The organism is Candidatus Leptofilum sp. (assembly GCF_965223285.1).
In the GTDB taxonomy this organism is placed as follows: domain Bacteria; phylum Chloroflexota; class Anaerolineae; order Promineifilales; family Promineifilaceae; genus Leptofilum.
Window position 1 is genome coordinate 2547950 of the sequence record NZ_OZ244997.1, and the last position, 25908, is coordinate 2573857.

Sequence of the window (25908 nt, forward strand, 5' to 3'; positions counted from 1 at the left end):
AGAAGAATAAGAGAGACTACAAAAGTCTTTGAGACTTTTGTAGTCGGGGAATTGCGAGTTCTCCTTTTAAATCTCTGTGGCCAAAACCGGAGGATTTGTGAGATATTTTTTTGCCTGGTTGGGTTCCAAGCGGGCTGCCAAGCGAGACGTGGCAGAACCGGGCTGCTTGCTCGATCGTGCCGCCAACGCCAACTTGCCCGTCCCGGCGGGCGGCATTTTGCTGCACAACTTTTACGACCTATTGCTAAAAGAAAACGTCCTTAAAGAAAATGAAGGCAAGGTCACGGCTACTTCTGCCGACGCTTTGCATGAGCTGCTTTTCACCATCGCCCACTTCCCAAAAATTAACGCGCCGATGGTGGTACGGCCGTTGCATCCTAACAGCTTCGGTCCCACCCTTCCAGCCATCCAGATGGACAACCCCACCTTGCTATCAAGCTCGTTATGCGAAGGATGGTCGTCGCAAAACGGCCGTCACGATCTGCTGCTCATCACCCTGCCGAAAACAGAATTGCGGGGAACGGCCGTTACTCCCCAAAACGCCACCACAGACCAACTTATCCAGGCAGAAACCACCACACCCCTGCCCCGTCTAACCCGCTGGCAACGCCCCGACGACAGCCTGCCGCCACACGCTCAGCGGCTGCAAATGCTCCTGCGCGGCCTGCGCCGCACCTTTGGCGATGATGGTTGGGAAATTGAGTGGCTGGATGACGGCCGTATCTGCTGGCTGTGGGAGTTGCACCAATATTGACAGGTCCTTTCTTCGTTATTGAATGGTTAATATGAGCAAACACAACTCTAAATGGTAGTAGAAAGGCGGGAAATTGTGAATGGTGAATAATGAATTGTGAATTGTTGACAGGGAAAGGAGATGGTAATACGGCCGTAACCTCTTCTTAACGTGCCTGAAAGAAATTGGGGGCAAACTCCTGCTCATCATTGAAACTGATTTGTTTCATCGAAGAAAGGAGCAGACAATGTTAAATTCTCCCAATTTCACACCTTCGCCGCGTGTGCCAACGGGCTTGCAGCGAAGAATTCAGCTAAAAGAACCCCTTGTTGAGAAAACCCCAAAAATTGAACGGCCGAATCGGTTCAAATTTAACCACGATGCATTGAGCAACCTCTCCTTGCTGGATCAGGTGCTGTTTGAGCAGTTTGGGCAGGGGCCGCAGGTGCAGGTTCCTTTTGCCACGATGCACCGCGCCTTTGAGCATTTTGCGGCGATTCAACCGGAGGCCATCGCGGTGGCGCATCAAGGCGAATCCATCACCTATGGTGAGCTGGATCGGCAGGCGAACCGCTTGGCGGCGCACCTGGCCGAGCTGGGCGTGCAGACGGGCGACCATGTGGCCCTCTTTTTGCAGCGGTCCATTCCCATGATTGTGGGCATTTTGGCCACGCTGAAGGCGGGCGCAGCGTATGTGCCGCAGCATGTCGGCGTTGCTCCAGAAGCGCATCTAAATTATGTGCTGGACGTGGCCAACATCGACGTGATTTTGACAATTTCCCGTCTGGCTGATCAGGTTCCGGTGCCAGACGGCCGTTCCCTCCTCATCGTCGACGAATTTATGCAGCAACCATTTGCTGACGAGACTGAATTTGTAGAGAGCTTTGTGCCGGAAACGGCCGTTTCCCCCCACAACACCTGCTTCATCATCTTCACATCCGGCACGACGGGAACGCCCAACGGCGTGCAGGTGACACACGGCAACGTCGGCAATATTCTGCTCACCGCCCCCGGCAACTTGGGCATTCAGCCAGGCATGAAGGTGGGGCAGATTCTGAGCATCGCCTTTGACATGGCCGCCTGGGAGATTTTGGGTTGCCTGGGCAATGGCGGCACGCTGATCATTCGCGGCAAAGATTTTATGAACGTGCTGCGGCAGGTGGATGTGGTGATTTCTACCCCCTCCATTTTGAGCAGCTTTGATGCCGACCAACTGCATAACGTGAAGGCCGTGGCTGTAGCGGGTGAGCCGTGCCCGCGACCATTGGCAGACAAATGGTCCTCGTTTTGCACCTTCTACAACTCCTGCGGCCCCACTGAAGTAACGATCGTCAACACCGCCGAGCAGCATTTTCCCTGGAAAGCAGGGCTAACCATCGGTAAACCCACGCCCAACAACACGGTTTATGTTTTGGATGAAAATTTACGGTCGTTGCCCATCGGTGAGGTAGGCGAGATGTGGGCTGGCGGCGATTGTGTCTCCAAAGGATACATTGGTAACGAGGTGCTGACGGCCGAGCGGTATCGCCCCGACCCGTTTTTGGGCAACGGCCGTATGATGTTCCGCACCCGTGACTTGGGTAAATGGACGGCCGAGGGGGAGCTGGAGCATTACGGCCGTACCGATGATCAGGTAAAAATTCGCGGCTTTCGCGTAGAGCTGGACTCCGTTTCGGCCGCGCTGGAATCCACACCCAACTGTAAACGTGCCGTGGCGCTCAAGCTAGATAGCCGTGATTTGGTTGGCTTTGTCTCGCCGCGTACGGTGGATGTAGAAACGGCCAAGCAGGCGGTGGCGGATCAGTTGCCCTACTATTGCACGCCCAAATTCATCATTGATCTGGACGAGCTGCCCAAAACGCCGCGCGGCAAGATCAACAAGCGGCTGCTGCTAGAAATGGCAAAAGCACACGACGCGGCACTGGAAAGTGAGCGCTAGAAACTGCATAAGAAATTAGCCACGGATTACACGGATTTTGCAGATTGGAGCATAAAAAATCTGCGAAATCTGCGGAGAAATTGAAGGATAGTAAATCATGTTACGAACATTTCCTAATGAAGCATTGGCCGGACGAAAAAACACGAAGCAAGAACGGCCGTCACCCCATCAACCTGGCACCTTGCCGCCCCAACAACCGTTGCTGCGCCGGATATGGAAGCACCGCTACCTGATGCACTACCATCGCCTGATTGCTTTGGTTGTCATTGTGAACCTGGTGCTGCTGGGCTACGGCCTGCGCCAATGGAACTGGTGGACGGCCGAATCAATCAATCTGGCTGCATTGTCCAACATGGTCATTGCCAACATTGGCATCGCCATTTTGATTCGGCAGCAATATGTGATCAATTTGCTGTTCAAAATTGCCACCAGCGTCCCCACCAGTTGGCCGCTGCGCTTCCGCGCCCTGATGGGCAAGGTGTATCATTTTGGTGGCATCCACGTGGGTGGGGCCATCATGGGGACGCTTTGGTTTGCCGCCTTTGTCGGCTCGCTTATTTATAGCTGGATGAATGGCTTGCCCGGCGTTTCGCTGGCGACGATGATGGTGACAGGCGTGCTGTTGTTGCTGCTCATTGTCATCATCGCCCTTTCCCTGCCCCACTTTCGTGCCAAATACCACGACCAATTTGAGCTAATGCACCGCTTTGGCGGCTGGGCATCGCTGCTGCTGTTCTGGGTACAGACGGTGCTGTTCATCAACGATCAGGGTGGATCGCTGCTGGCTGCACCCGGCTTTTGGGTGCTGCTCATTGTCACATTTAGCATCGCCCTGCCCTGGCTGCGGCTGAAAAAGGTGCCGGTGCAGATTGAACGGCCGTCTAACCACGTTGCGCTGGTGCGCTTTAATCATGGTGTCACCCCGTTTGCTGGGTCGTCAACGGCCGTTTCCCGCAGCCCGCTCACCGAATGGCACTCATTTGCCAACGTGCCTGCGCCTGGCGAAGATGGCTTCCGTCTGACGATTAGCCGTGCTGGGGATTGGACGGGAGAGTTGATTGACGAGATGCCGTCCCATCTATGGGTCAAGGGCATTCCCACGGCCGGTGTGGGCAATATCGACCAGCTTTTTAAGCGGGTGGTGTGGATTGCCACCGGCAGCGGCATTGGCCCCACGCTGCCCCATCTGTTGGCGCACACCGCCCCGGCGCGACTGGTTTGGTCTACCCGCACGCCCCGCGCCACCTACGGCGATGCCTTGGTCGATGAGATTTTGGAATCCGAACCGAACGCGCTTATTTGGGACACGAATGAAAACGGCCGTCCCGATTTAGTCCAGCTTGCCTACGACGCCGTCCAGGAATTTGATGCCGAAGCGGTGATCGTCATTTCCAATAAAAAGCTCACCTGGCAGGTGGTCTACGGCATGGAAAGCCGGGGCATTCCGGCGTATGGGGCGATTTGGGATTCTTAAAAAGCGGAGATTAGAGACTGGAGATTTTTCAATCTCTAATCTCCAGTCTCCAGTCTCAAAAAAAGGAACACTATGAGTATTCAAATTGAAAAACACGGCCGTACCGTCGTCGTGCGGCTGAATCGGCCAGAGGTGTTGAACGCGCTGAATTCGGCGATGATGCACGAGATGGTGGCGCGGCTGACGGAACTGGATCGTGACCCGGAGGTGGGCTGCTTTGTCATCACGGGCAACGAGCGTGCCTTTGCTGCCGGGGCAGACATCAAAGAGCTGGCTTCCAAGAGCTACATGGAGATGTTCCACGAGGACTTTTTTGCCCCGTGGGATCAGTTTGCTGCGCTGCGAACACCGAAGATTGCGGCCGTTTCTGGCTATGCCCTCGGTGGTGGCTGTGAATTGGCCATGATGTGCGATCTCATTTATGCGGCAGACAATGCTAAATTCGGCCAGCCAGAAATTAAGCTGGGGCTGATTCCCGGCATGGGTGGCTCGCAGCGGCTGACGAAGCTGGTGGGTAAGGCCAAAGCGATGGACATGCTGCTCACCGGCCGCATGATGGATGCCGAGGAAGCGGAGCGTGCTGGTTTGGTTGCCCGCATCATCCCCGCTAAGGATTTGATGGCAGAAACGTTAGCGGCGGCGGAGATGATTGGCTGTTGGGGGAAAACGGCCGTGATTGCCGCCCGTGAAGCTGTTGAACGCGCCCAGGAAGGCAGCCTGCGCGAAGGGCTGCTCTTTGAACGACGCACTTACTACGCCCTTTGGGCCACAGCGGATGCCAACGAAGGGATGCAGGCGTTTTTGGAAAAACGGCCGCCTCTGTTTGTTGGTAAGTAGACGATAATAGATAATCAATCATCTTACAGAGGGCGTTGAGGTTTAAAAGACCTCAACGCCCTCTTAGTGTTTGTGCTGGGAAAGTTGTGGATAGCTTGACATCAATAGAGTATCATACCTGCCGCATCGCCCTGATTTGACCACAACTTTGGTAATCTTTTTGAAAGCCTGCGCTGAATTGCACGTGATTTGTTAAAATTTTGCATGCTTGCCTTGTAACGCTTGTTGTAAGATTAATTGCCTACCCTCTGAGCGTTATTGTGTCCCACTATTTCCACTACTGCTTAGCATAATGACAGCCATCTGAGCAATACAGCCCTCATTGAACCCCATCAAAAATTTAATCACTTTGTGACCCAATCAAATCATAATGGGTCTAAATAAAGATTGATTGATTTGGCTTGCTTGAGACGACTCTTGCGTAACAATCCTTCTCCTTGCGTCTCATCAAATTTGACTTGAAAATCCAATAATTAGCTATTGGGAAGTTGGCAACCATAATGGCTGGGAGATAGTGATGACTTCAACTTCATCTCAAGAAGATTGGCACCTAGGGGAATCTACGACAGGTATACGGATTCATTTCGGCTACGGAATAGCCCTGATTTTAATAATAGCAATTTTTAGTGTTCGGTTTGTTGGCTCTAGTGCAAATACCATCTTTTATGACGAGGCAGTAAATATCACATTAGGCTGGGAAGCGGTCTCAGGTGATTTTTCTCAAGATGCAACCTCATGGATATTTGGTTCATATCTTTATCCCATGGTTGCAGGGACGATTCATCACTTTGTTGGGGATTTTGGATTACGGTTTTTTACAGTTTCTTTAAATACTATTGCAGTTGTTTTTGTATTCTTCCTTACGCTTAACCTATTCGATCACCGTTCTGCCTTATGGGCCATGTTGCTTTTTGGCCTTAACGGAGCCAATGTTAGTTTGGGGCAGCTTGCTGTGTATGATTCTTTGGGTTTGCCTTTAATGGCAATCGCTTTTTACTGCACCATTCAGGCAGGGTTAGTCGAGCCTGAAAAAACGAATCGTTATCTGTTTCTAGCTGGTGTTGCTTTAGGGTTAAGCATCTTAGCAAAATATATTGGCCTCCTATTCTTGCCAGCACTTTTTTTGGTTACTATCTTGCATTTCTATTGGTATGGACGGTCACTCAAACCTGTATTTTTAATATTCTTCCCATTAACTCTGCTTATCTTAGGGGGTTACTTTTTATGGAATCAAGAGGCGTTAGTTTCGCTTTGGGTTCAACGTGAAATGTTGCTTTTTTATCCAGAAGAAAAATGGGTTATTTTTCGCAGCTACTTAGCTCATGCAGGGGTTCACTTAATTCTGGCTATTCTTGGTGTGCTCTTGCTACCCTCTTACCAAAACCCAATTATGCCCGTTGTTTCGCCTAAACTGAAAGGGTTCTTGTTCACTTTTTTAGGGTTAGCAACAGTGGTGGCTGCCTATCAAGTTTTCACCGAAAATATACAGTCTCTGTGGAAGCATGCTGCTTATAGCACAATCTTTTTTGCTCCTTTTGCTGGGTTTGGCGTATCTAGGCTAATGGCAAAGGGGCAACATATTTTTGGGCGAGGAAACGGAGATATCCCTTACCGCTTGTTATATACGTTCTTGTCGATTATTAGCGTTGTTTTATTCATAGAATATGGCCTTGCACAAAATTGGGGTCTTTTACATAGTTGGCCAAATTTAAGTGGTGCCAATGCATATTTGCAGTCGCAACCCCTTTCCCTGGAAACGAGAATATTGGCGGAGGAATCGGCCGTTTATGAATATTACAACGATTTTGGGGCAAATGATCGTGATGTTTGGAGCAATACCTTTTATATGGAGTATCGGGAATATAAAGGGGTTGATGCAATGGTTGCGGGTATTCGCGACCATTATTTTGATATTGTTATTTTAGATGACTATTACACACAAGAGACCAATGAGCATATTCGAAAAGCCTTAGCAGAGCATAATTATAGACGCGTTTATCAAGACCCAGATCCTCAAGTATTAAGTACTGGACAAGTGATTACTGTAACAGTTTATCGTTCACCTTGAGGATTTGCTCAACTTTAATTTTGTAAGAAGTTTGCAAATTGCCTATCCATTGAAAAAGGGAGTGACATTATGACAGGATTAACCGCACATCAAGCCAAGAAAATCACATTACTAGTTCTTGGATCAATAGCTTTGTTTCTTGGCAATTTTTTCCTGGTGCGCTTTTTTAATACGCTTATTTGGCCTTATTTATGGCCTCAGCCTGGAATTTATATAATTGTTGGATTTATCGTCTTTGCTTTATGGTTCCCTGAACTTTTTTCTGGCATTTGGGCTTTACGCGCTACCGGTATTTTAATGGTATTTGTGGGTGAATGTTATCTGCTCCATAGCTTACAGGTAACAATAGATGAGTTTTCATTTATTACAGCTCTGCACTTTTTTGGCACGTTTGGCACTTTTCTGGTCATGCTTCTTAGCTTCCTGAACCAGTTACGTTCAAAGAACAATAAGCTCCCAAGGCCTCTACCAGGGGAACTACCATATGTAGCAGCTGTCATTCCTACATATGGTGAGCCACTCAATATATTGCAGGATACGCTTCTTTCCTTAAAGCAACTTAATTACCCGAAAGAGAAGCTGTTTATTGTCATTTCTGATGATGGGCATCGTAAGCAAGTGGAAGCTCTGACTAAAGAGCATGGGGTTGCTTACAATTTGGGTCCTCAAAAAAATGCAAAAGCCGGCAATCTTAATTCGGCTCTTGAGTTTCTGAACCGTGAATTTCCGCAAGCATCACTTGTTTTGACTCAAGATGCAGATGAAATCGTTTCTCCTAGTTTTCTCAAGAAAACGGTTGGGTATTTTACAGATCCTAAGATGGCTTTTGTGCAAACGCCAAAGGAAGCAATTGCACCTCCAGGCGATCCTTTTGGTGTGCGGGATCGGGTATTTTACGACACAATTCAACCTGGGCGTAATGGGGCTGGTGCTGCTTTTTCTTGTGGCAGCGGTGTAATATGGCGGCTAAGTGCTGTTGAGTCAATTGGTGGTTTTGCTACATGGAATATTGTTGAAGACTTAACGACTTCTTATTTGTTACATAGTGTGGGTTACCGTTCTGAATATCACAATGAGATATTGACGGTTGGCTTAGCCCCAGATGACATTCCTGGTTTATTAAAGCAACGCGGCACTTGGGCAACTGACACATGGCGACTATTCTTATTTAAGAACCCCGTTATTACTCCAGGACTTACTTTGAGCCAGCGGCTGCAATATTTGGAATTGGGGTTGTTTTACGTCACTTCTGCCTTTTTTATGCCTGCTTTATTGCTAGTTCCGATACTGTCGCTGCTGACTGGCCAATTTGTGCCAATTGAGGGTTCTGCTTTGTTCCCATGGATTGGGGCAAGCTTCTTTTACTATTTGGTTTTGGCAAAGGGGCGGAGTGAGTTTTTGGCTAGAATGTGGCAATATTGGATAAGCCATGCGCCAACATATCAAAAAGCTTTTTGGATTGCTATCCGCTCTCGAAAAAAGAAGCCTTCTTATAAAGTTACCCGAAAAACGCGGCAGGATGGTTTTTATGGGACAATGTTGTGGCCTCAGTTTTTGTATATTTTCTTAGGTGTACTGGCAGTTCTGAACAGTTTCTTGAGGTTACACTATGTTGATGTGGCGACCAAAGTTGCGAATGTTAGCGTGCTTTTATTTTTCATGTTTATGGTGGGTAGCATCTGCAAGGCTGCATTCTACGGTTGGAAGCCTCAAATATTGAAAACAGTTTGGACACCTGCTGTTGAAGCGGAGTAATTAGGAAACTATTTGTAATGATTCATGTAAATTACCGACATCGATGAAAATGCGGGAAACGGCCGTTTCCTTCCTTGATGCCCATAAGTGGCGTGAAAATTGCGTGAATAGATTCGTTGCGAAGGCATGGCTTGGTACATAGGTCATGCCAGTTTCCTTGATACAAGACAAGGTGCTGCTTAAACTTTGCCCAATTGTTTTACTATCGTCTACTTGTTTAGTAGACAAAAGTGACTGTTTGGCAACACATTCATTTTGTTTGGTAGGCATTTAATCTTTTGCCTGGCTAAGGTCTAAATGTAATATGCAGAAACCCGTGAAGAAGGTTCCCCTCTGTATGTTGTAAGATTCTGAAAACCGTATGTAAAAGCTATGAAGAAAACTCAATTACCCAAATGGTAAATTTGGTTTTCACATACGTAATCAATAGAAAAATCGGAAGCCTTGGCCAGTTACGTGAATAATTAATCTGTTTGTTTTGTGTGAAGTCTTGCAAGGTGCTGTGTTGCCAAATACAGTAATGGAGCAGATAAGCAATGGCTTCAACGAGCCGGCGGGAGTTCTTCAGTCAATTACTTAACCCGCCAGATTTGACCTTGCAGGGCACCGGTGGTGTCTCTCGCAATAGTATCCTCTCTGCCGAGCAGGAAGCCTCTCGATTTTTAGCACAGGCAACGCTTGGCGCAGACCTTACCCTCATTCAAGAAGTTGCCTCAATCGGCATTGAGCCGTGGATAGATCAGCAGTTTTTGCTGCCTCAAAGCCAGGTGCTTGATTATTTTTACGCTGAGCTGTTTGATGAGACGGCTATCGGCTCCGAAACCCCTTGGCGAGAGCTATTTCGCTACGCTTTGTGGCAAACGACTATTAATGGCAATGATTTGCTGAGACAGCGGGTTGCCTTGGCTCTGAGCGAAATCTTTGTAATCTCTACAGAGAATGCTTCTATCTATGCGGTAGCAAATGGGGCTGCCCATTGGTACGACATGTTGTTGCGTAATGCTTTCGGCAATTTTCGTGATCTGCTGCAAGACGTGACGTTGCATCCGCTTATGGGTAGCTATCTTAGTCATGCAGGTAACCGTAAAACAGATGTTTCTGGGAATCGTTTTCCCGATGAAAATTACGCCCGCGAAATCATGCAATTGTTTACTATTGGCTTGTTTTTGCTCAATGATGATGGCTCGTTTGTTTTGGATGGCAACAATGAACCAATTCCTACCTATGACAACAGCCACATTACGGAATTTGCCAAAATTTTTACTGGCATTCAGTTTGATTATGAAGGTGATCCGCATATTACCTGGACACCCAGTTTTACCAGCGGCTGGCTAAACCCGTATACGGCCGTTCGCCCTATGACAATGTGGGATGAAGAACACGAGCCGGGCAGCAAAACCTTGCTGAATGGGTATGTGGTACCCAGTGGGCAAACCGGCATGGATGATGTGAATGAGGCGTTGGACCATCTGTTTAACCACCAAAACGTGGGGTCGTTTATTGGCAAGCAGCTTATCCAGCGGCTGGTGAAGTCGAACCCATCGCCGGAGTACGTGGGGCGGGTAACGGCCGTTTTCAACGACAATGGCTCTGGCGTGCGGGGGGATATGCAGGCGGTCATCAAGGCGATTTTGCTGGATGACGAGGCGCGCAATCCTGTCCATATCGACGACCCCACGCACGGCAAGCTGCGCGAGCCATTTTTCCGCTTTACGCAGTTGGTGCGTGCCTTCCACTACTCAAATCCGCAGGGTAAATTTTGGGATGCTGGCTGGGGTGTGGAAAACGATTTGCGGCAATATATGTTTAACGCGCCCAGCGTCTTCAACTTTTTCTCGCCCGGTTACCGGCCCTCCGGCGCATTGAGCGACAACAATTTAACCGGGCCAGAGTTCCAACTGCTAAACAGCTATACGGCAATTTCTACCGTCAACTTTTGGTATTCGCGGCTCTGGTGGAGTTACGTTATCGACTTGCCCAGTGAGGACAAAGTAATCAAGGGCCAGACGTATGATTTAGACCAGCCAGACCCCGACCTGAGCTATGAGATAACGCTGGTGGATGATATTCCCGCCTTGCTCGATCACCTCGATTTGCTACTAACCTCCGGCACGTTATCGCCAGAGATACGCGCCATTTTGGAAACGGCCGTTACTGGCTACAAAGACGCCAATGCCGACGATGAAGACGTGGTCAAAATGGCCATCTTCTTATTGATGAGCTGCCCAGAGTACGCTGTGCAGATGTAAAAATGTGAGCCACAGAGGGCACGGAGAGATAAGAGAAAAACCTCTTAAACCTCTGTGTTCTCTGTGGCCAGAACTCCGGAGAAAATGATGCCATTAAAAATGAACCGACGACAATTTCTGGGCAGTGCGAGCTGTGCGGCCGTTGGCTCCGCTTCGCTTTTTTCGACCCTGATGAACCTGCGTATGGCCAATTCGGCCGCTGCCGAAAACTTACCTATCTCTCAACTTTCCGCCAACGGGCTAGCTGGCGGCAACGATTACAAAGCATTGGTTTGCGTCTTTTTGGCAGGCGGCAATGACTCATTCAACATGCTGGTGCCCCGCAGCAATAGTGAATACGGTGAGTACGCCACCATTCGGGCTGATTTGGCCCTACCGCAGGGCGATTTGCTTCCCATCGACGCGCTGGACACGGACGGCCGTACCTACGGTGTTCATCCCTCCATGCCAGAGGTGACACAGATGTTTGACGCGGGCCAGCTTGCCTTTGTGGCCAATGTGGGCACGCTGGTAGAACCGACCACGCTCGCAGGCATTGAGTCTGGCTTGGCCAAGCTGCCGTTGGGACTGTACTCGCACAGCGACCAGATTATGCATTGGCAAACCTCCGTGCCAGACAAGCGTACCGGCTTTGGCTGGGGCGGCCGCACCGCCGATTTGCTCAAATCGCTCAATGACAGCGACGTCATTTCCATGAACATCTCATTGGCTGGCACCAATCTGTTCCAAACCGGGACGACGCTCACCGAGTACAGCGTCGTGCCCTGGGGCAACGGGGCAGTACAGGTTATTGGCCACGACGACATCTGGTGGTCACGCCATATCTTGAAAAACGCAGCCATCGAATCCATGCTGGATTTATCCTACCAAAACCTGTTCGACCAAACCTTTGCCAACAGCACGCGCTCAGCCATCGACGGGGCAGAGCTATTTGCCAGTGCTATCGAAGGTGTGCCTGCCTTTACCACCCAGTTTTCGGACAATGACCTATCGAATAGCCTATCGATGGTGGCCAAGACAATCGCCATCCGCAATGTGCTTGGCTTCCGGCGGCAAACCTTCTTTGTCATGCTGGGCGGCTGGGACCATCACGATGAGGTGCTGAACAATCAGGTGACCATGCTTTCCATCGTGAGCCAGGCGATGAAGGAGTTCCAGGACGCCCTGACGGAGCTGGGCATGCAAAACAATGTGGTGACCTTTACGGCCAGCGATTTCGGCCGTACGCTCACTTCTAATGGGCAAGGCTCAGACCACGCCTGGGGTGGCAACCACATGGTGATGGGTGGTCCCGTGCGGGGACAGCGCATTTACGGCGATTTTCCATCTTTGTATGAAGATAACCCGCTGGATACTGGGCGAGGGCGACTCATTCCTACCACCTCCTGTGATGAATATTTTGCTGAATTGGCCCTTTGGTTTGGCGTGGCTCCCGGCGATTTGGAGGCAGTGTTCCCGAATATCGGCCGTTTTTACGACATCAGCTCTGAGGAAACCCCGCTCAATATGTTGGCGAATTTATCGGAGCAGGTTTTTATTCCCATGGTCACCCGGTAAAAGATCGAAGGCTGAACCAGTTTGAGTCTATTGGCTAGATGGATAGTGTGGTGGTTTTTTGCTGCGTAATGCTTCTACGCCAGCCATCATATCCTCGGAGAAGAAGCCGAGCATCTCCAACGCTAACGAATGGTCGAAGATGGGGCCAGCCTGGAGCAGCCACTGGTTTAGCGCACGTTTCGTAAAGCGGATGGCATGTCGTGGTCCACTGGCCAGATTGGTGGCAACCGCCATCGCTTTATCCAGCAGTTCCGCATCTGGTACGCACAGGCTCACCAAGCCCATGCGCTCGGCTTCTGGGCCAGAAACAAAGTCACTGGTCATGAGATAATATTTGGCTTTAGCCATGCCGCACAGCAGCGGCCAGATGATGGCAGCGTGGTCGCCAGCAGCTACACCCATGCGCACATGCCCGTCGGCCAACCGGGCACTTTCCCCAGCAATGGAAATGTCGGCTAAGAGTGCTACGACTAATCCCGCACCAACGGCCGCTCCGTTAATGGCCGAAATAATTGGTTTGCTGCAATGGAGCATGTTGTAAACCAAATCCCGCGCCTCATCCAAAATGCGAATGACCTCATCGTGGTTTTGGTATGCATTTTCCACCAGCTTCAGGTCGCCCCCGGCCGAGAAGGCACGGCCCGCCCCGGTGACGACGGCCACATGTACGTCCGGGTCACGGTCAATGGTGCGCCACACCTCAACCAGTTCGGTATGCAAACGCGCGTCGGCAGCATTCAAAACCTCTGGCCTGTTCAAGGTCATCCACAAAATGCGTGGTTCCCGCTTTTCAAATAAGATGTGCTGGAAATCTTCGTAGTTCATATTTTGTCCTTGGGTACGAGTGGTTAGTGGCTGGTGGTTAGTTGGTTTGCACCAGCAACCAGCCGCCAACCACCAGGACCATTTTAGCGGAGGCAGAAACAGTGTGCCAAATCATTTTGGACACAAGACTGCTTCCGGTGATAATTGAGTTATGGATATGAATAGCATTGGCATGATTGTTTTGCGCACGGCCGTTTTCCTTCTCGGCATCTTCATCATTGGTGGAACGCTCATCGCCGCCATCAAAACGTTTATTTTGCCGCGTGGCGTCAACGTTTGGCTGACGCGCGTCTTGTTTCGCTCGATTGGCTTCTTTTTCCGGCTGCGGGTGCGCCGGGCCACATATGAAGATCGCGACCGAATCATGGCTTTTTTCCCACCCCTGGCGCTTTTCCTGATGCCAATGATCTTGCTAGTGCTGATTTTGGTGGGGTACATGTGCATGTTTTGGGCACTGGAGCCACGGCCGTTTCCTGAGCTATTCTTTTTAAGCGGTTCTTCCCTGCTGACGCTGGGGTATGCTTCGGTGAATACCACCGGCTCTAAAATTTTGGAATTTTCTGAAGCGATGATTGGGTTGGTATTGATTGCCATGCTGATTGCCTATTTGCCCACGATGTACAGCGCATTTGCTCGCCGGGAAACGGCCGTTGTTCTTTGGGAGTCGCGGGCAGGGTCACCACCCACCGTGGCTGAAATGGTTGCTCGCTCACACCGCACCGGGGAGCTGGAGCGGCTGCGCGACGTCTGGCTGACGTGGCAAACCTGGTTCGCCGAGCTCGAGGAAAGTCATACGTCGCTGTCACCCCTCGTCTTCTTCCGGTCGCTGCAGCCGCAGCGTTCCTGGATTACGGCCGCAGGCAATGTGATGGATTCGGCTGCGTTTATCCTCTCCACAGTCGATGTTCGCTTCGAGCCACAAGCGGCTTTTTGCATTCGGGCTGGATTTTTGGCATTGCGCCAAATTGCTGACTTCTTCAATTTACCCCACGAGGCCAACCCCACGGCCGACATGCCCATCAGCATCAGCCGCTACGAATTTGATCAGGTATGCGAAGAATTGATCGCGGCTGGCGTGCCGTTGATAGCAGACCGAGACCAGGCGTGGCGCGATTTTTCTGGCTGGCGCATCAATTATGACGACGTGTTGTTGACGCTGGCTGCCCTTACCCGCGCTCCATATGCTCCCTGGATTTCCGACAGATCGGCACTGACCCGCTAGTAGCCGCGGATTCTTTCCGCGTGTGAAACGCGGAAAGAATCCGCGACTACAAAAACAAGGGGTTACTGAATATCTCCCTCCCACAGCCGCTGCATTTCAGCACTGGTGGTGAGTAATTCCTCGAGAGCACCTTCTGACTCGATACGGCCGTCTTTTAACACCAAAATATGATCCGCCCGCCGCAACGCCGCCCGCCGATGCGACACCACCAGGCAGGTTGGTGGCTGCGCCTGGGCAAACAGTTGTTCCCATAATTGTTTCTCAGTGTTCACATCCAGTGCGCTGGAGAGGTCATCAAAGACATACAGCTCCGCCTCGCGCAAAAACATGCGGGCCGTGGCCGAACGCTGAATCTGTCCGCCAGACAGCTTTACCCCTTTGGGCCCCACCATTGTGTCCAGCCCATTTTCCAGCTGCGCCACATCTTCATGCAGGATGGCCGCTTCGATGGCGGCAGGAATGTTGACGCGATCTTCTGGCAGGCCGAGCAGCAGGTTTTGCCGCAGCGTGTCGCTGAACAGGCGGGGTACCTGCGCCGTGTACGCCGTACGTGGCGGCACGAAGAATTCCGCAGGCTGGGGAACTAATTCGCCATTCCAGCGAATTTCGCCAGATTGGTGGGGCAGCAAGCCCAGCAAGGCGCGCAGCAACGTTGTTTTGCCCGCGCCAATGCGTCCCGTAATCACGGTAAAAGAACCTGGATACAGGTGCAGGTTAATGTCCTTGATGCCACGCCCTGAATCCGGGTGGATGTAGGTGAGATTTTGCATGGAGAGGCTGTTGAGCTGGTGCACGGCCGTTTTCTCCACAAACGGTATTTCTGGTAACTCACCCGCCAGATGGACTGGCCGATGCCGCACCAAGCTAAGCGGCGCGGCCCCCTGCAGCAGCCGCACCATCCGGCTGACGGCAACGGTTGCCTGCCGATAACGCGCCAGCAAGAAGCCCAGGAAGCTGGCAAACCCGGTCGTGTTGCCCAAGTAGGCCACAAACAGCGAGAAGTCGCCGACGGTAAACTCACCAGCCTGCAAACTTTGTGCCGCCAGCAGCAAAATGATGGCTGTGCCGATGTTGCCCGAATTTTGGAAGACAGAGCCAAGCACCTCGTTGAACAGCCGATCTTTTAAAGCAGCTTGCCGTCGCTTTTCGTTGAGCGTATCGAAATAGTCAATCACCCGGTCTTCGGCCGAAGCAACCTTAATGGCCTGCACCGCGCCAAACGATTCAGCAATGAAGCCAGTGACGATGCCGCTGCGTTTACGCATCTCTTGCCGATACCTCTGGATGCGCCCGGTGGCACTGTTAGTAACCAGTGCCACTAGCAGGAGTGGCAGCAAGGCAATCAGGGCAATTGGGGCATTGATGCTCATCATGATGGCCAGAGCAAAGACGAGAAAGACGCCGTTGGCGGTTACGTCGTTGACCCAGAGAGCAAAAAACGGCAGCTCCCACACATCGCCCCGGAAGCGGCTAATGGCTTCGCCGGGGGCTTCTGGTAGCGCGTTGGCACCGGGGCGTGCCATGATGCGGCCCAGCATATTGTTGTGCATCAGCGCGTGGGAATGGAGCATAAACGGCCGATTCATTTTGATCATGCCCCGTCGTGCCCCCATCCGCCCAATGGCAACGACCAGCAGCAGCGCAACCAAGGTTGTTAGGTCAAAGGCAGCGGCCGCTTCGTTGGTGAGCAGGTCGAAGAAGTAGCGAATCACCAGCGGTGGCCCCAGCAAACCCATGAGCAACGCAATCAACGATAGCAGGTTGAAAAAGTGTGGCCACGGCTTGAAGCGAATCAAAGCCAGAATGAATTTCCAGGTTGGGGTTTCCACATTTGTTCGTTTAGTAGTCGTCATGTTCCTCCTTAATAGTGTGCGTGTTTGCAGGTCTGCAAGTCACTTGCCACTTGCCACTTGCATACTTGCATACTTGTTCACTTGCTTACTTGCATACTCTCCACTTCCAATCCCGTCCGCAGCAACTCCGCAAAGTGAGAGTCTGGATTGTGGGCCAATGCGTCGTAGGTATCGTGTTCTAGGATACGGCCGTTGCCCAACACCATAATCTTGTCCGCCCGGTGTACCGTGGTGAGCCGATGGGCCACAATGATGCCCGTGCGGTTGTGCAGCAGCTTGTCCACCGCCCGCTCGATGAGCTGCTCGGTAGCCGGGTCTAATCGAGACGACGCTTCATCCAAAATGACGAGGCCAGGGTCTTGCAAAAAGACGCGGGTAAAGGCGAGCAGCTGCGCTTCCCCGGCGGAGAGGCTGGCACCATCAGAAGCCAGTTCGGTGTCTAGGCCGTCGGGCAGCGAGGCAAACCAGTCGCCCAGCCCCAGGTCGTGCAGCACGGCCAGAATACGCTCATCGGGGATGGCAGGGTTGAAGAAGGTGAGATTGTTGCGCACGGAGGCGCGGAAAAGCTGCACTTCCTGGGTGACCATGCCCACCTTTTGGCGCAAGTGGCTGAGTGGCAAGGTTTGGATGTTCTGCGAATTTAGGCAAACAGCCCCATCCGTCACCTCGTACAGCCGGAACAGCAGCCGGGTGAGGGTGGTTTTACCGCTGCCCGTGCGGCCTAGCAATCCCAGCACCTCGCCCGGTGCCAGCCGGAATTTGATGTCGCGCAAAATCAGCTCGTCGTGGTAGGCAAAGTTGACCTGCTCGAAGGCAACACCCAATGGCCCATCGGGCAGGCGAGCTTGCCCATTGTCGCGGATGCGGCTGGTTTCACGGTAAAGTTGCTCTACCCGATCAATGCCTGCGGCTGCTTGCTGCATCGTTTCAATCTGATTGCTAATTTCGCGCAGCGGCCGAAAGATGGCGTTGGTGTAGCTAATCACCAAATAAACCGTTCCCACCGTTAGCACTCCGGCACGATACAAGTAGTAGCCTGACAAAATGGCGATGAGCTGCCCAATAGTGAACAAGCCAATCCAGGACAAGATAATGACGATGCTTTTGTCTGCCCCTTCGATCTCTTTGTGCATTCGCTGGCGGCTAAAGACGGCCAAGCGTCGCATGACGTATGGCACGGCACCGCTGGCGCGAATATCTTCAGTGCCGCCAAGTTGCTCCTCAATGAAACCCATCAGGTCGGCGTTGGCTTCACGGGCAGCTTTCCAGGCGGGCACGGCGATTTGGCGCAGTTTGCTAAGGCCGATGAGGGAGACGGCCGTAAACAGCCCCAACGCCAATGAAATCCGCCAATCTTCCCACAGCAGCACGACGAGTACACCCACAATCAGCAGCAGGTTGCCCACAATGCGGATGATGAACTGGGCAAAGAAGATGGCGATATTGGCCACGTCGCCGTCGATGCGCTCGATCATTTCACCGGGCGTGTGTTCATTATGAAATGACATATCCAGCCGCAGGCAGTGGCGAGCCAGGTCGGCGCGGAGCTGATTGGTCGATTGCCAACCCACGTCTTCGCCCACGTAGGTGGCGGCCACGCCCACCAGTTGCAGCAGCAGTGACGTTCCCAAGAAGACAACCCCGGCCCAGATGAGCGGTTGGCTGTCTGTGGTGGATACGGCCGTATCAATGAAGCTGCGAATGATTTGCGGGTTAACCAATTGCAATGCCAATGTGGCAAAGATTAGCCCGGCGAGCAGATACACTTTGCGCCGCAGGGGATACAGATATTGAAACATCAAATCCCCGTAGCGACGGATTGGTAACTCCATTTTTCCTCCTCGAATAGTGGATAGTGGATAGTGGTTGGTGGTTAGTAATAATTTCGGCAATAAGCAAATCGCCGCAAGCGACCAGCAACCAGCCACTATTTACTAGCAACCAAAACTTTTATTCAATTGTTGGCAAAAAATTGCGGATTACGAGAATGGCCAACGGCCGTTAACGGCCAGTGGCTGGCTCGACCAACCGATGATTACCAGATATGGTAAACCCAGAAGGGAGCAGCTGCATGAATTTGTGGGGAGTTGTGTAACAGAAACATATTGGGAGATTCTCCTTTGTGATGCCAGACTTCCTGACACCAGCACTGTTACAAGCTAACTGGAACAGTTAGCCAAAAGACACACGAAACGCCAGTCTACCACAGCTAAACGAACCTGCCAACAGAAATTAGGGCTGTTTCAAAGTCGAAGAATGTCTAATGCTCTGGTAGGGTCAGCCGAAAAGGCATCAATGGCCTCAGAAATAAAGAAATGGAGGCTCGTTTCTGGGCTGTGGCTGGGCAAACCGTGCTTCCAACGACCAAAGCAAGCGGGGATGATTGCCTTTGACATACATCAAATAATGACCCCCAGCTTGTCGAATCTGACGCACAATCGCTCTTTGAGTGAGCAATGCATCCACCGTAATGACCAATCCCTTCAGCAGCAATCGCTCAAGTAAAGGGGGGACACAGCTGATTTCATTGGTTTTGTCTTCTACCGCTGCTTGAGTAAGCACAATGCGTAACTGATGACACACAGCCGAAACAAGGAAAGCATTGGGGCTGCCCAATGAAGCGGCGCGTCGAATGCTTTTGCCATCGATAGCAATGCCCCGAGCAATGCCTGCTGCGACTAATTCTTGATGGACTTGATGCACCCATGCTTGAATACTGGCTTCAAGGGCTTCTGGTTTTATCTGCCAGAATACGCGACACAACATAGCGGCCGATGGGTGATGGTGTGGCTTGATACCTAGGCGCGATTTGCGCCCTGCTGGCATATATTTGCCCCATCTTGCCATGCCCCGAGCACTTGTTTTGCCACAGAGCATAGCCAGCACGATAAAATTGAACAGACTAATCAAACTATATCGCTTGCCGCGCGGCTTGCGCCAATCGGCTATCGGGTCGAAAATGGTGACTAGAGGTGGAATTGTAATTTGCATGTTTCCGCTCCTTGCAGGGATTTTGGAAACTATGCTGCAATTTCACCTTTTTTGCGACTGCCGACTTTGAAACAGCCCTACCTGCCAACAGAAATCCGGTAACGATTTTTAGCATATCCAAAGTTATGTTTCTTGATGGCGAAATGATACAATTGTCGTTAAGGGGGCAAAAGGGTGACATTTAAGCGGATATTGCCGCTTGAACGTGGGAGGGGGTGGATAATCGATGACGGCAGAACGACTTTCAGAAACAGAGATAATCAACAAATCCCGAACAGAACAGCCTTCAGCCTGGCACAATGTGGCTTTGTTTTCCCTCAAGCGACTTTCTTTGCTGCTGCTAACAGTTGCTATTACCGTTTATCTCACCATTATTATTGCCAACTTTGGCGGCTATGTTGATACGATTGTTGAATCAGAATTGGAGTTTGCCATTGGCCTGTCGCTGCGCGATAGTCCCCTGTCTGCGGAAGAGAAAGAGGCACTGTTTGCGGAGCGCATGGAGGCCGCCAGGGAGACAGCCGGTTTAAACAAACCTTTGGTGTTACGCACGGCCGTTTGGTTAGTCGATGGTTTAACGCTTGATTGGAAGCTAGAAAAACCGTGGCTATATGGTTTTGACTTTGCTTCAAACGTCACAGCCGGGGAGTTGATTTTAGATAATCTCGCACGCACGTTATTGATATTTGGCGTATCTAACGTGCTGCTTTTTGGTGTGGCCGTCTTTTTCGCACTTATGCTAAGTCGTCGTCATGGCGGGCGGTTGGATAAGCTCTTTATCTGGCTGTCGCCAATTTCATCGGCACCGGCTTGGGTGCTGGGTATTTTGCTGACAGTGTTTGCCTTGCGAGTGTTTGGCTTTTCGCCGGGTGGTACCTTTGCCGCCTTTCCAGAGGGGTTTCGCTTTGCTCAGATTGTAATCTTTTTTCGTCATCTGGCACTGCCATTGTTGGCTATATTTTTGGCGGGCTTTTTCCAGAGTGCTTACCTGTGGCGCAGCTTTTTTCAGGTGTATCGCAATGAAGATTACGTGGATTTGGCGTATGCGAAGGGGTTGTCGAACGGCCGTATCGACCGCAACTACATCATCCGACCCGCCTTGCCAACCCTGCTTACCAGCTTTGCCCTGCTGCTGGCCGTCTTATGGCAAGAAATGATTGCCCTGGAATACTTCTTTAATATCGAGGGGATTGGCAGCCTCTTCATTCAAGCCCTAACCAACTTTGACACAGCCTTGATTGTGGCCATTGTTACCATGTTTGCCTACCTCATTGCCATTATCGTCTTTGCGTTAGACATCTGCTATCTGCTAATCGACCCCAGAGTGCGGATAGGTAGCCAGCAAGAGCAAAACCATGCAAATCAAAAACCTAATTGGCGTTTTTGGCAACGGCGCAGCCGTGTCCAGCTTTCGCCATTGGCAGAAACGGCCAGTACAAAGCAAACTCGGTCTCGCTTTCAGCTTAGTGGGTTGCTTGCTACGCTCAAAAGATGGGGCTGCGCAATCCGTACACTTGTGCAGGGTATGCGTGAAAATCCAGGCACCATTTTCGGGCTACTGGTGATTACAGGGTTGATAGGCGTTTCTGTACACACAGTCATTAACATTCCGTACCGGGAAGCTGTCAACTTGTGGCGCGCCGACAATGAAGTGTGGTTGCGTAATCCGCAAAGCGCACAACCTACCTGGGTAAACTACTTTCTTTTCCGCGATTTGCCCCCCACCATCACGTTTGATTCCAAATCAGCAGACGCCGCTAAGCAAGTGGCGCAATTAGATGAAACCCTGACAGACGTCATCATTCCCTTCACATTTGAATATGATTACGGTGACTTCCCTCAGGAAATTGTGCTGGATATGGAGACGCAATTTGTAGAAAAAGGGCCGCATGTGTCGGTTTCTTGGGTATGGCCAGACGGCAGCGAGCGTGAGCTAACCAGCTTTCAGCCCAACCAATCTGATTCATATTTCATAAGCCGCGATGACCGCTTGCGGCGGCGATTGCGCTCAGAGGCGCCGCTAGAGGCACTCTTTCTTGGCTCAGATGGCACTGCGACAGAGCCAGTGCCAGGCACATACACGCTGCGGGTGCAGGCATTGCTATTTGAGCCAGACGTGGATTTTGACGTAAAGATGACGATGCTGGGGCAGGTTCATGGCTTGGCCGGTACCGATTCACAGCGGCGAGATTTAATGATTGCCTTGCTCTGGGGAACGCCAATTGCCCTGGGATTTGGCCTGATTGCAGCCTTTGCTACTTCTGTAGGCGGAATGCTGATTGCGGCACTGGGTGCCTGGTTTGGCGGCTGGGTGGATCGCGTTGTGCAGTTCTTAACCGAACTAAACCTGATCTTGCCGTTCTTCCCGGTGGCCTTGATGGTATTTGTGCTGTATTCGCGCAGCATCCTCACCATTTTGGCGGTAACAGTGGCACTTACCTTGTTTGGTAGTGCCGTGAAGACGTACCGCGCAGCATTTTTGCAGATTCGGTCTGAGCCGTACATTCTGGCGGCGCAGGTGTACGGAGCCAGTCATTGGCGGATTGTAGTGCGCTACATGGTGCCGCGCATCGTCACGGTTCTCGTGCCCAAGCTAATCATTTTGGTGCCGAGCTATGTCTTTTTGGAGGCGACACTCGCCTTTTTGGGTATCACCGACCCTTATTTACCCACTTGGGGCAAGCTGGTGGTGGAAGCCCTCTCGTATGGTGTTTACACAAATGCCACGCATTTGGTGGTGGTGCCTTTGGGGCTGCTGTTCCTGACGGGTTTTGCCTTCGCCATGCTGGGCATTGGCCTAGAGCGTATTTTTGAGCCGCGTTTGCGGGAGCGGTAATTAGCCTGCCGCGGATTGCGCCGGTTTTTAAGGTTTTCGCTGCGCTCAAGCCTGTACTGAGCCTGCCGAAGTAACGACAGGTGGGGATTGTATACAAAACACAAATCTAGGCTGTAACTTCAATCGTTTCCTGCATTTGAATGGTCAACACTGCGGCCACGATTAGCGTTAGCAAGTACACTGCCCCGTAAATAGTCATGAAGCCGCTATCTAGCGTGTATACCAACACAGTAAAAATGAGGAAGAGGATGAGCTGAACGGCCGTCCACACCCTTACCCCCTTCACCTTATCCAAATTCGTTCCCTGTCGCTGCGCCGTCTGGCTGAGCCAATAAAAGAAGGCGGCAAAAAAGAGCATCTCCAGCGGCATGAGCAACTTAGCAAACCATTCCGGCGGCGTCACCCCCTCCCATAAATTCACCCAGGAGGGCAGCGGCCACAAAATTTCGATGCCGTTGAACCAGATGAGCAAATCCAGCAAAACATGCATCAGCACGCCGAGGCCCAGCCCTAAACCGAGATTGGTGAGAAACGGCCGTTTCGCTACCACGCCCGCTAGCCAAAACACAACCACCAACGCCAGCACGAAAAACAAACTGTGCGTAAACGTCCGGTGCAACCCTTCGGTAGAACCGCCCGTGACCGTAGCCACGGCCACTGCCAGATTGTCCGCATCCGGCAGCAGATTCCCTAACACGATTCCCAGCGGCAGCCACTTGCGCCCCGGCATCCAGCGACGCACCACCACACCGACCAACCCGTGCATTCCTGCCTGTGCCATGACACCCTCCTTTATCCAATTTTGCTGTTTGATGAGAAATAATGTGGGTGAGAAACGGCCGTTCCCCACCTAATCGCCGAACGTTTTCCCTGCACCTATTGTAAAATATTGCGCAGATGAAGTAAACCAAAACGCACCCAACAAGCTGTGTTACAATCCGCCTTATTTCCTCAAAAGAAGCGAGAAAGGCATGGCAAACGAAGCGTATGATGTAATTGTGATTGGCTCTGGAGCTGGCGGGATGAGTACGGCCGTTCCCCTGGCGCAAGCGGGCAAAAAAGTCCTCGTATTAGAGCAGCACGATGTCCCCGGCGGCTGGACCCACTCCTTCACCCTCGAAGGGTACAAATTTAGTCCCGGCGTCCATTACATTGGCGGCATTGGCCCTGGGGGGCGAATGCGGCGCATCTACGAAGGGTTGGGCGTTTCCGAAGACCTCGCCTTCTGCGAAATCAACCCCGATGGCTTCGATCATGTCTTCATCGGCGAAGAGCGGTTCGACATCCCCAAGGGGCGTGAAGCATTTGCCAATCGCCTCAAAGAGCGATTTCCACACGAAGCTAAAGGAATCGACAGCTACCTGAATATGTGCCAGCAGCTTATGGATGAGACCCGCCTGCTGAGCCGCGTGCGCGGCATGGGCGATGCAATCACCCTCCCCTGGCGCGCCCGCCACATCCTGCGCTGGGCCTTCCGCACGGGTGGCGACCTCATCAACCATTACGTAAGCGATCCAGTGCTGAAAGCGATCCTCTCCGCTCAATCTGGCGATCATGGCCTGCCGCCGTCCCAAGTTTCTGCGCCGCTGCACGCAGGCGTGACCCACCATTATTTTGACGGCGGCTACTACCCTCTCGGCGGTGCCTTTGCCATCCCTCGTGCCTTTGCCCGTGCGCTTAAACGGGCCGAGGGCGAGCTGCGCCTGCAAACCCGCGTCGAGCGCGTTTTGCTGGATGCCAACCAGCATGTGCGCGGCGTTCGCCTCACCGACGGCACAGAGATTGCCGCCCAGCACGTCGTTAGCAATGCTGACCCGGAAGTGACCTTTGGCAAACTGGTTGGCCGTGAACATCTCAGCCGCAAATTGCAGCGCAAGCTGGGCAAGGTACAATACTCCACCTCCGCCCTCAGCCTGTTTATGGCCGTAGACATGGATTTACGCGCCGCCGGACTGGATTCCGGCAACTACTGGTTCTACAACCACAGCAACGTAGACGGCATCTATACCGATGGCCAAACCGACAAAATCATGCAAGATTTTGCGCCGGAGGGCATGTTTCTGACGGTGACGACACTCAAAGACCCGTCCAAAATGCACAGCGGCCACCACACGCTGGAGGCATTTGCCTTTGTCAGCTACGAACCGTTTGCCAAATGGGCCGACCAGCCAGCAGGCGACCGAGAGTGGGAGTACCAGCAGCTAAAAGAGAAGTTGATGGCAGGCATGTTAGCCAACCTCGACAAGCGCATCCCCGGATTCAGCGGGCATGTCGTCTTCAAAGAGCTGGGAACGCCTCTGAGCAATGAACATTATCTCAACGCTACGCGCGGCAATTTGTACGGCATTGATAAGAGCCGCTTCCAGGTAGGGCCGTGGGCCTTCAAAAATAAGACAGAAATCAAGGGACTGTGGCTGTGCGGTGCCAGCACCACCGCCGGGCATGGTGTGGCCGGTGCCACCAATTCTGGCCTGATGACGGCGCAGCAAATTTTGGGCTGCAAGATGCGCGATCTCCTCCAGCAAAATGGCCCGCCGCTGACCGTCTATCCGTCCGAAGAACCAGAGAAGTGGCCGGAGAAGTTACGCGGCCGTATGGAGCGCAATTTTTCCGAAGGGTAGGCGCACGCCTATTTGTGGCTCATGGATAAAAAGTGTGCGCCAATGTGACAGTTGCTTTGGAAGTGACTGTCACATCCAGGTACACTAATTTGTTCGGGTTCATTTTTAAGGAGAGGCATCATGGGTAGTCGTGTGTTGCAAATTGCAGAAGTTGCGCTTAAGGTGGATGATCTGCCGGCGATGGTTGCTTTTTACCAAGATGTGCTCGGTTTCGAGATTCATATTGCCCGACCCCATTATGTTTTCCTCAAGGTCGGCGAATTGAATTCCCCTTTGGGCAAGGTTGGACATCCTCAAATATTAGGACTTTTTGATCGCCAAGTTGCTTTGGATGTGCATTTAACAACGTTGGATCACCTTGCCTTTGAAGTCGCCAGTGAGCATTTTGAGGAAGAGCTGGCCCGGTTTTCTGCAAAAGGAATGGTGATTCGAGAACGATCTTGGCCCGATTCGCTTGATTGGCGGGCACGCGCCTTCTTCTTTCGCGATCCGGAAGGCAATATGATTGAGCTGATTGCAGCCAATGGAAATCGGTAACTGACGTTACGCCCTCTCTCTGGAAAAGATTTCAAAAGTCTTCAAGGTAATTTGCTTTTCACCAGTGAGCAAACAAGACTTTTGAAATCTACGCTGCGTGACATGAGTCAGTAAGCAATTTAAGTGGATGCCAAGCACAGGTTTTTGGCACAAAGGAGCAAGGGGATGGCCTGGATTCGAGAGATTTATCTGGATGAAGCAACGGGCTTGTTGAAAAGGCAGCTAAAGGCGGCGATTAAGCGAGCGGGGCGAATCTGGAACGTGGTGCAGGTGATGAGCATCAACGAGATAGCTCTGAAGGACAGCATCAAGTTTTACCAAACGGTGATGGCCGGAGAATCGCCGCTGACGCGCTCACAGCGAGAAATGCTGGCGGTAGTCGTTTCTGTTGAGAACAACTGCCATTATTGA

The 25908-nt window shown here is 51.7% G+C and carries 19 protein-coding genes; 13 read left to right on the forward strand and 6 right to left on the reverse strand.

Annotation, left to right across the window (positions count from 1 at the left end):
• Window positions 1-97 precede the first annotated feature (97 nt).
• From ACOQPU_RS11600 to ACOQPU_RS11625, 6 genes are all read left to right on the forward strand, one after another.
• Complete coding sequence (locus ACOQPU_RS11600) at window positions 98-754, forward strand: hypothetical protein (RefSeq protein WP_420645271.1); 657 nt, start codon at window positions 98-100, stop codon at window positions 752-754.
• Between the two features lie 226 nt (window positions 755-980).
• Window positions 981-2672 carry an amino acid adenylation domain-containing protein gene (locus ACOQPU_RS11605; protein ID WP_420645272.1) on the forward strand — a complete coding sequence of 564 codons (1692 nt, stop codon included), beginning with the start codon at window positions 981-983 and terminating at the stop codon, window positions 2670-2672.
• A gap of 97 nt (window positions 2673-2769) precedes the next feature.
• Entirely contained in the window at window positions 2770-4146 is a 1377-nt protein-coding gene (locus ACOQPU_RS11610; RefSeq protein ID WP_420645273.1) for a hypothetical protein, read from the forward strand.
• 72 nt (window positions 4147-4218) lie between these two features.
• Complete coding sequence (locus ACOQPU_RS11615; protein ID WP_420645274.1) at window positions 4219-4983, forward strand: enoyl-CoA hydratase-related protein; 765 nt, start codon at window positions 4219-4221, stop codon at window positions 4981-4983.
• A 517-nt stretch (window positions 4984-5500) separates the two neighbouring features.
• Window positions 5501-7051 carry an ArnT family glycosyltransferase gene (locus ACOQPU_RS11620; protein WP_420645275.1) on the forward strand — a complete coding sequence of 517 codons (1551 nt, stop codon included), beginning with the start codon at window positions 5501-5503 and terminating at the stop codon, window positions 7049-7051.
• 69 nt (window positions 7052-7120) lie between these two features.
• Complete coding sequence (locus tag ACOQPU_RS11625) at window positions 7121-8806, forward strand: glycosyltransferase (protein ID WP_420645276.1); 1686 nt, start codon at window positions 7121-7123, stop codon at window positions 8804-8806.
• Here the strand turns inward: ACOQPU_RS11625 and ACOQPU_RS11630 are convergent, their stop codons facing one another.
• Window positions 8807-9076 carry a hypothetical protein gene (locus ACOQPU_RS11630; protein WP_420645277.1) on the reverse strand — a complete coding sequence of 90 codons (270 nt, stop codon included), beginning with the start codon at window positions 9074-9076 and terminating at the stop codon, window positions 8807-8809. It lies immediately after the preceding gene.
• Between the two features lie 266 nt (window positions 9077-9342).
• Here ACOQPU_RS11630 and ACOQPU_RS11635 point away from each other — a divergent pair, with 266 nt between their 5' ends.
• Entirely contained in the window at window positions 9343-11055 is a 1713-nt protein-coding gene (locus ACOQPU_RS11635) for a DUF1800 domain-containing protein (RefSeq protein WP_420645278.1), read from the forward strand.
• Between the two features lie 84 nt (window positions 11056-11139).
• Window positions 11140-12612 (forward strand): DUF1501 domain-containing protein, encoded by a 1473-nt coding sequence (locus ACOQPU_RS11640; RefSeq protein ID WP_420645279.1) that lies wholly within the window; start codon window positions 11140-11142, stop codon window positions 12610-12612.
• A 27-nt stretch (window positions 12613-12639) separates the two neighbouring features.
• Here ACOQPU_RS11640 and ACOQPU_RS11645 read toward each other — a convergent pair whose 3' ends face one another.
• A complete protein-coding gene (locus ACOQPU_RS11645) occupies window positions 12640-13437 on the reverse strand; it encodes an enoyl-CoA hydratase/isomerase family protein (RefSeq protein ID WP_420645280.1) in 798 nt (265 codons plus the stop codon).
• Window positions 13438-13594: 157 nt separating this feature from the next.
• Here ACOQPU_RS11645 and ACOQPU_RS11650 point away from each other — a divergent pair, with 157 nt between their 5' ends.
• Window positions 13595-14659: a hypothetical protein gene (locus tag ACOQPU_RS11650; protein WP_420645281.1), complete on the forward strand. Its 1065-nt coding sequence runs from the start codon at window positions 13595-13597 to the stop codon at window positions 14657-14659.
• 62 nt (window positions 14660-14721) lie between these two features.
• Here ACOQPU_RS11650 and ACOQPU_RS11655 read toward each other — a convergent pair whose 3' ends face one another.
• The 3 genes from ACOQPU_RS11655 to ACOQPU_RS11665 all read right to left on the reverse strand — a co-directional run bounded on the left by ACOQPU_RS11655 (window position 14722) and on the right by ACOQPU_RS11665 (window position 19503).
• On the reverse strand, window positions 14722-16512 hold the full coding sequence (locus tag ACOQPU_RS11655; RefSeq protein WP_420645282.1) for an ATP-binding cassette domain-containing protein: 1791 nt from the start codon (window positions 16510-16512) through the stop codon (window positions 14722-14724).
• A 77-nt stretch (window positions 16513-16589) separates the two neighbouring features.
• Window positions 16590-18344, reverse strand: coding sequence for an ABC transporter ATP-binding protein (locus tag ACOQPU_RS11660; protein WP_420645283.1), 1755 nt, complete (start codon window positions 18342-18344; stop codon window positions 16590-16592).
• Between the two features lie 469 nt (window positions 18345-18813).
• Window positions 18814-19503, reverse strand: a complete 690-nt coding sequence (locus ACOQPU_RS11665; protein WP_420645284.1) for an ISAs1 family transposase — start codon at window positions 19501-19503, stop codon at window positions 18814-18816.
• A gap of 226 nt (window positions 19504-19729) precedes the next feature.
• Here ACOQPU_RS11665 and ACOQPU_RS11670 point away from each other — a divergent pair, with 226 nt between their 5' ends.
• The gene (locus ACOQPU_RS11670) at window positions 19730-22339 is read left to right on the forward strand and encodes an ABC transporter permease subunit (RefSeq protein ID WP_420645285.1); all 2610 of its coding nucleotides are present in this window, start codon (window positions 19730-19732) and stop codon (window positions 22337-22339) included.
• Window positions 22340-22445: 106 nt separating this feature from the next.
• On the opposite strand, the gene ACOQPU_RS11675 is transcribed toward ACOQPU_RS11670, so the two are convergent.
• Window positions 22446-23120, reverse strand: a complete 675-nt coding sequence (locus ACOQPU_RS11675) for a metal-dependent hydrolase (protein WP_420645286.1) — start codon at window positions 23118-23120, stop codon at window positions 22446-22448.
• A 190-nt stretch (window positions 23121-23310) separates the two neighbouring features.
• Here ACOQPU_RS11675 and ACOQPU_RS11680 point away from each other — a divergent pair, with 190 nt between their 5' ends.
• The 3 genes from ACOQPU_RS11680 to ACOQPU_RS11690 all read left to right on the forward strand — a co-directional run bounded on the left by ACOQPU_RS11680 (window position 23311) and on the right by ACOQPU_RS11690 (window position 25908).
• Complete coding sequence (locus tag ACOQPU_RS11680) at window positions 23311-24960, forward strand: phytoene desaturase family protein (RefSeq protein WP_420645287.1); 1650 nt, start codon at window positions 23311-23313, stop codon at window positions 24958-24960.
• Window positions 24961-25080: 120 nt separating this feature from the next.
• The gene (locus tag ACOQPU_RS11685) at window positions 25081-25497 is read left to right on the forward strand and encodes a VOC family protein (RefSeq protein WP_420645288.1); all 417 of its coding nucleotides are present in this window, start codon (window positions 25081-25083) and stop codon (window positions 25495-25497) included.
• Window positions 25498-25662: 165 nt separating this feature from the next.
• Window positions 25663-25908: a hypothetical protein gene (locus tag ACOQPU_RS11690; protein WP_420645289.1), complete on the forward strand. Its 246-nt coding sequence runs from the start codon at window positions 25663-25665 to the stop codon at window positions 25906-25908.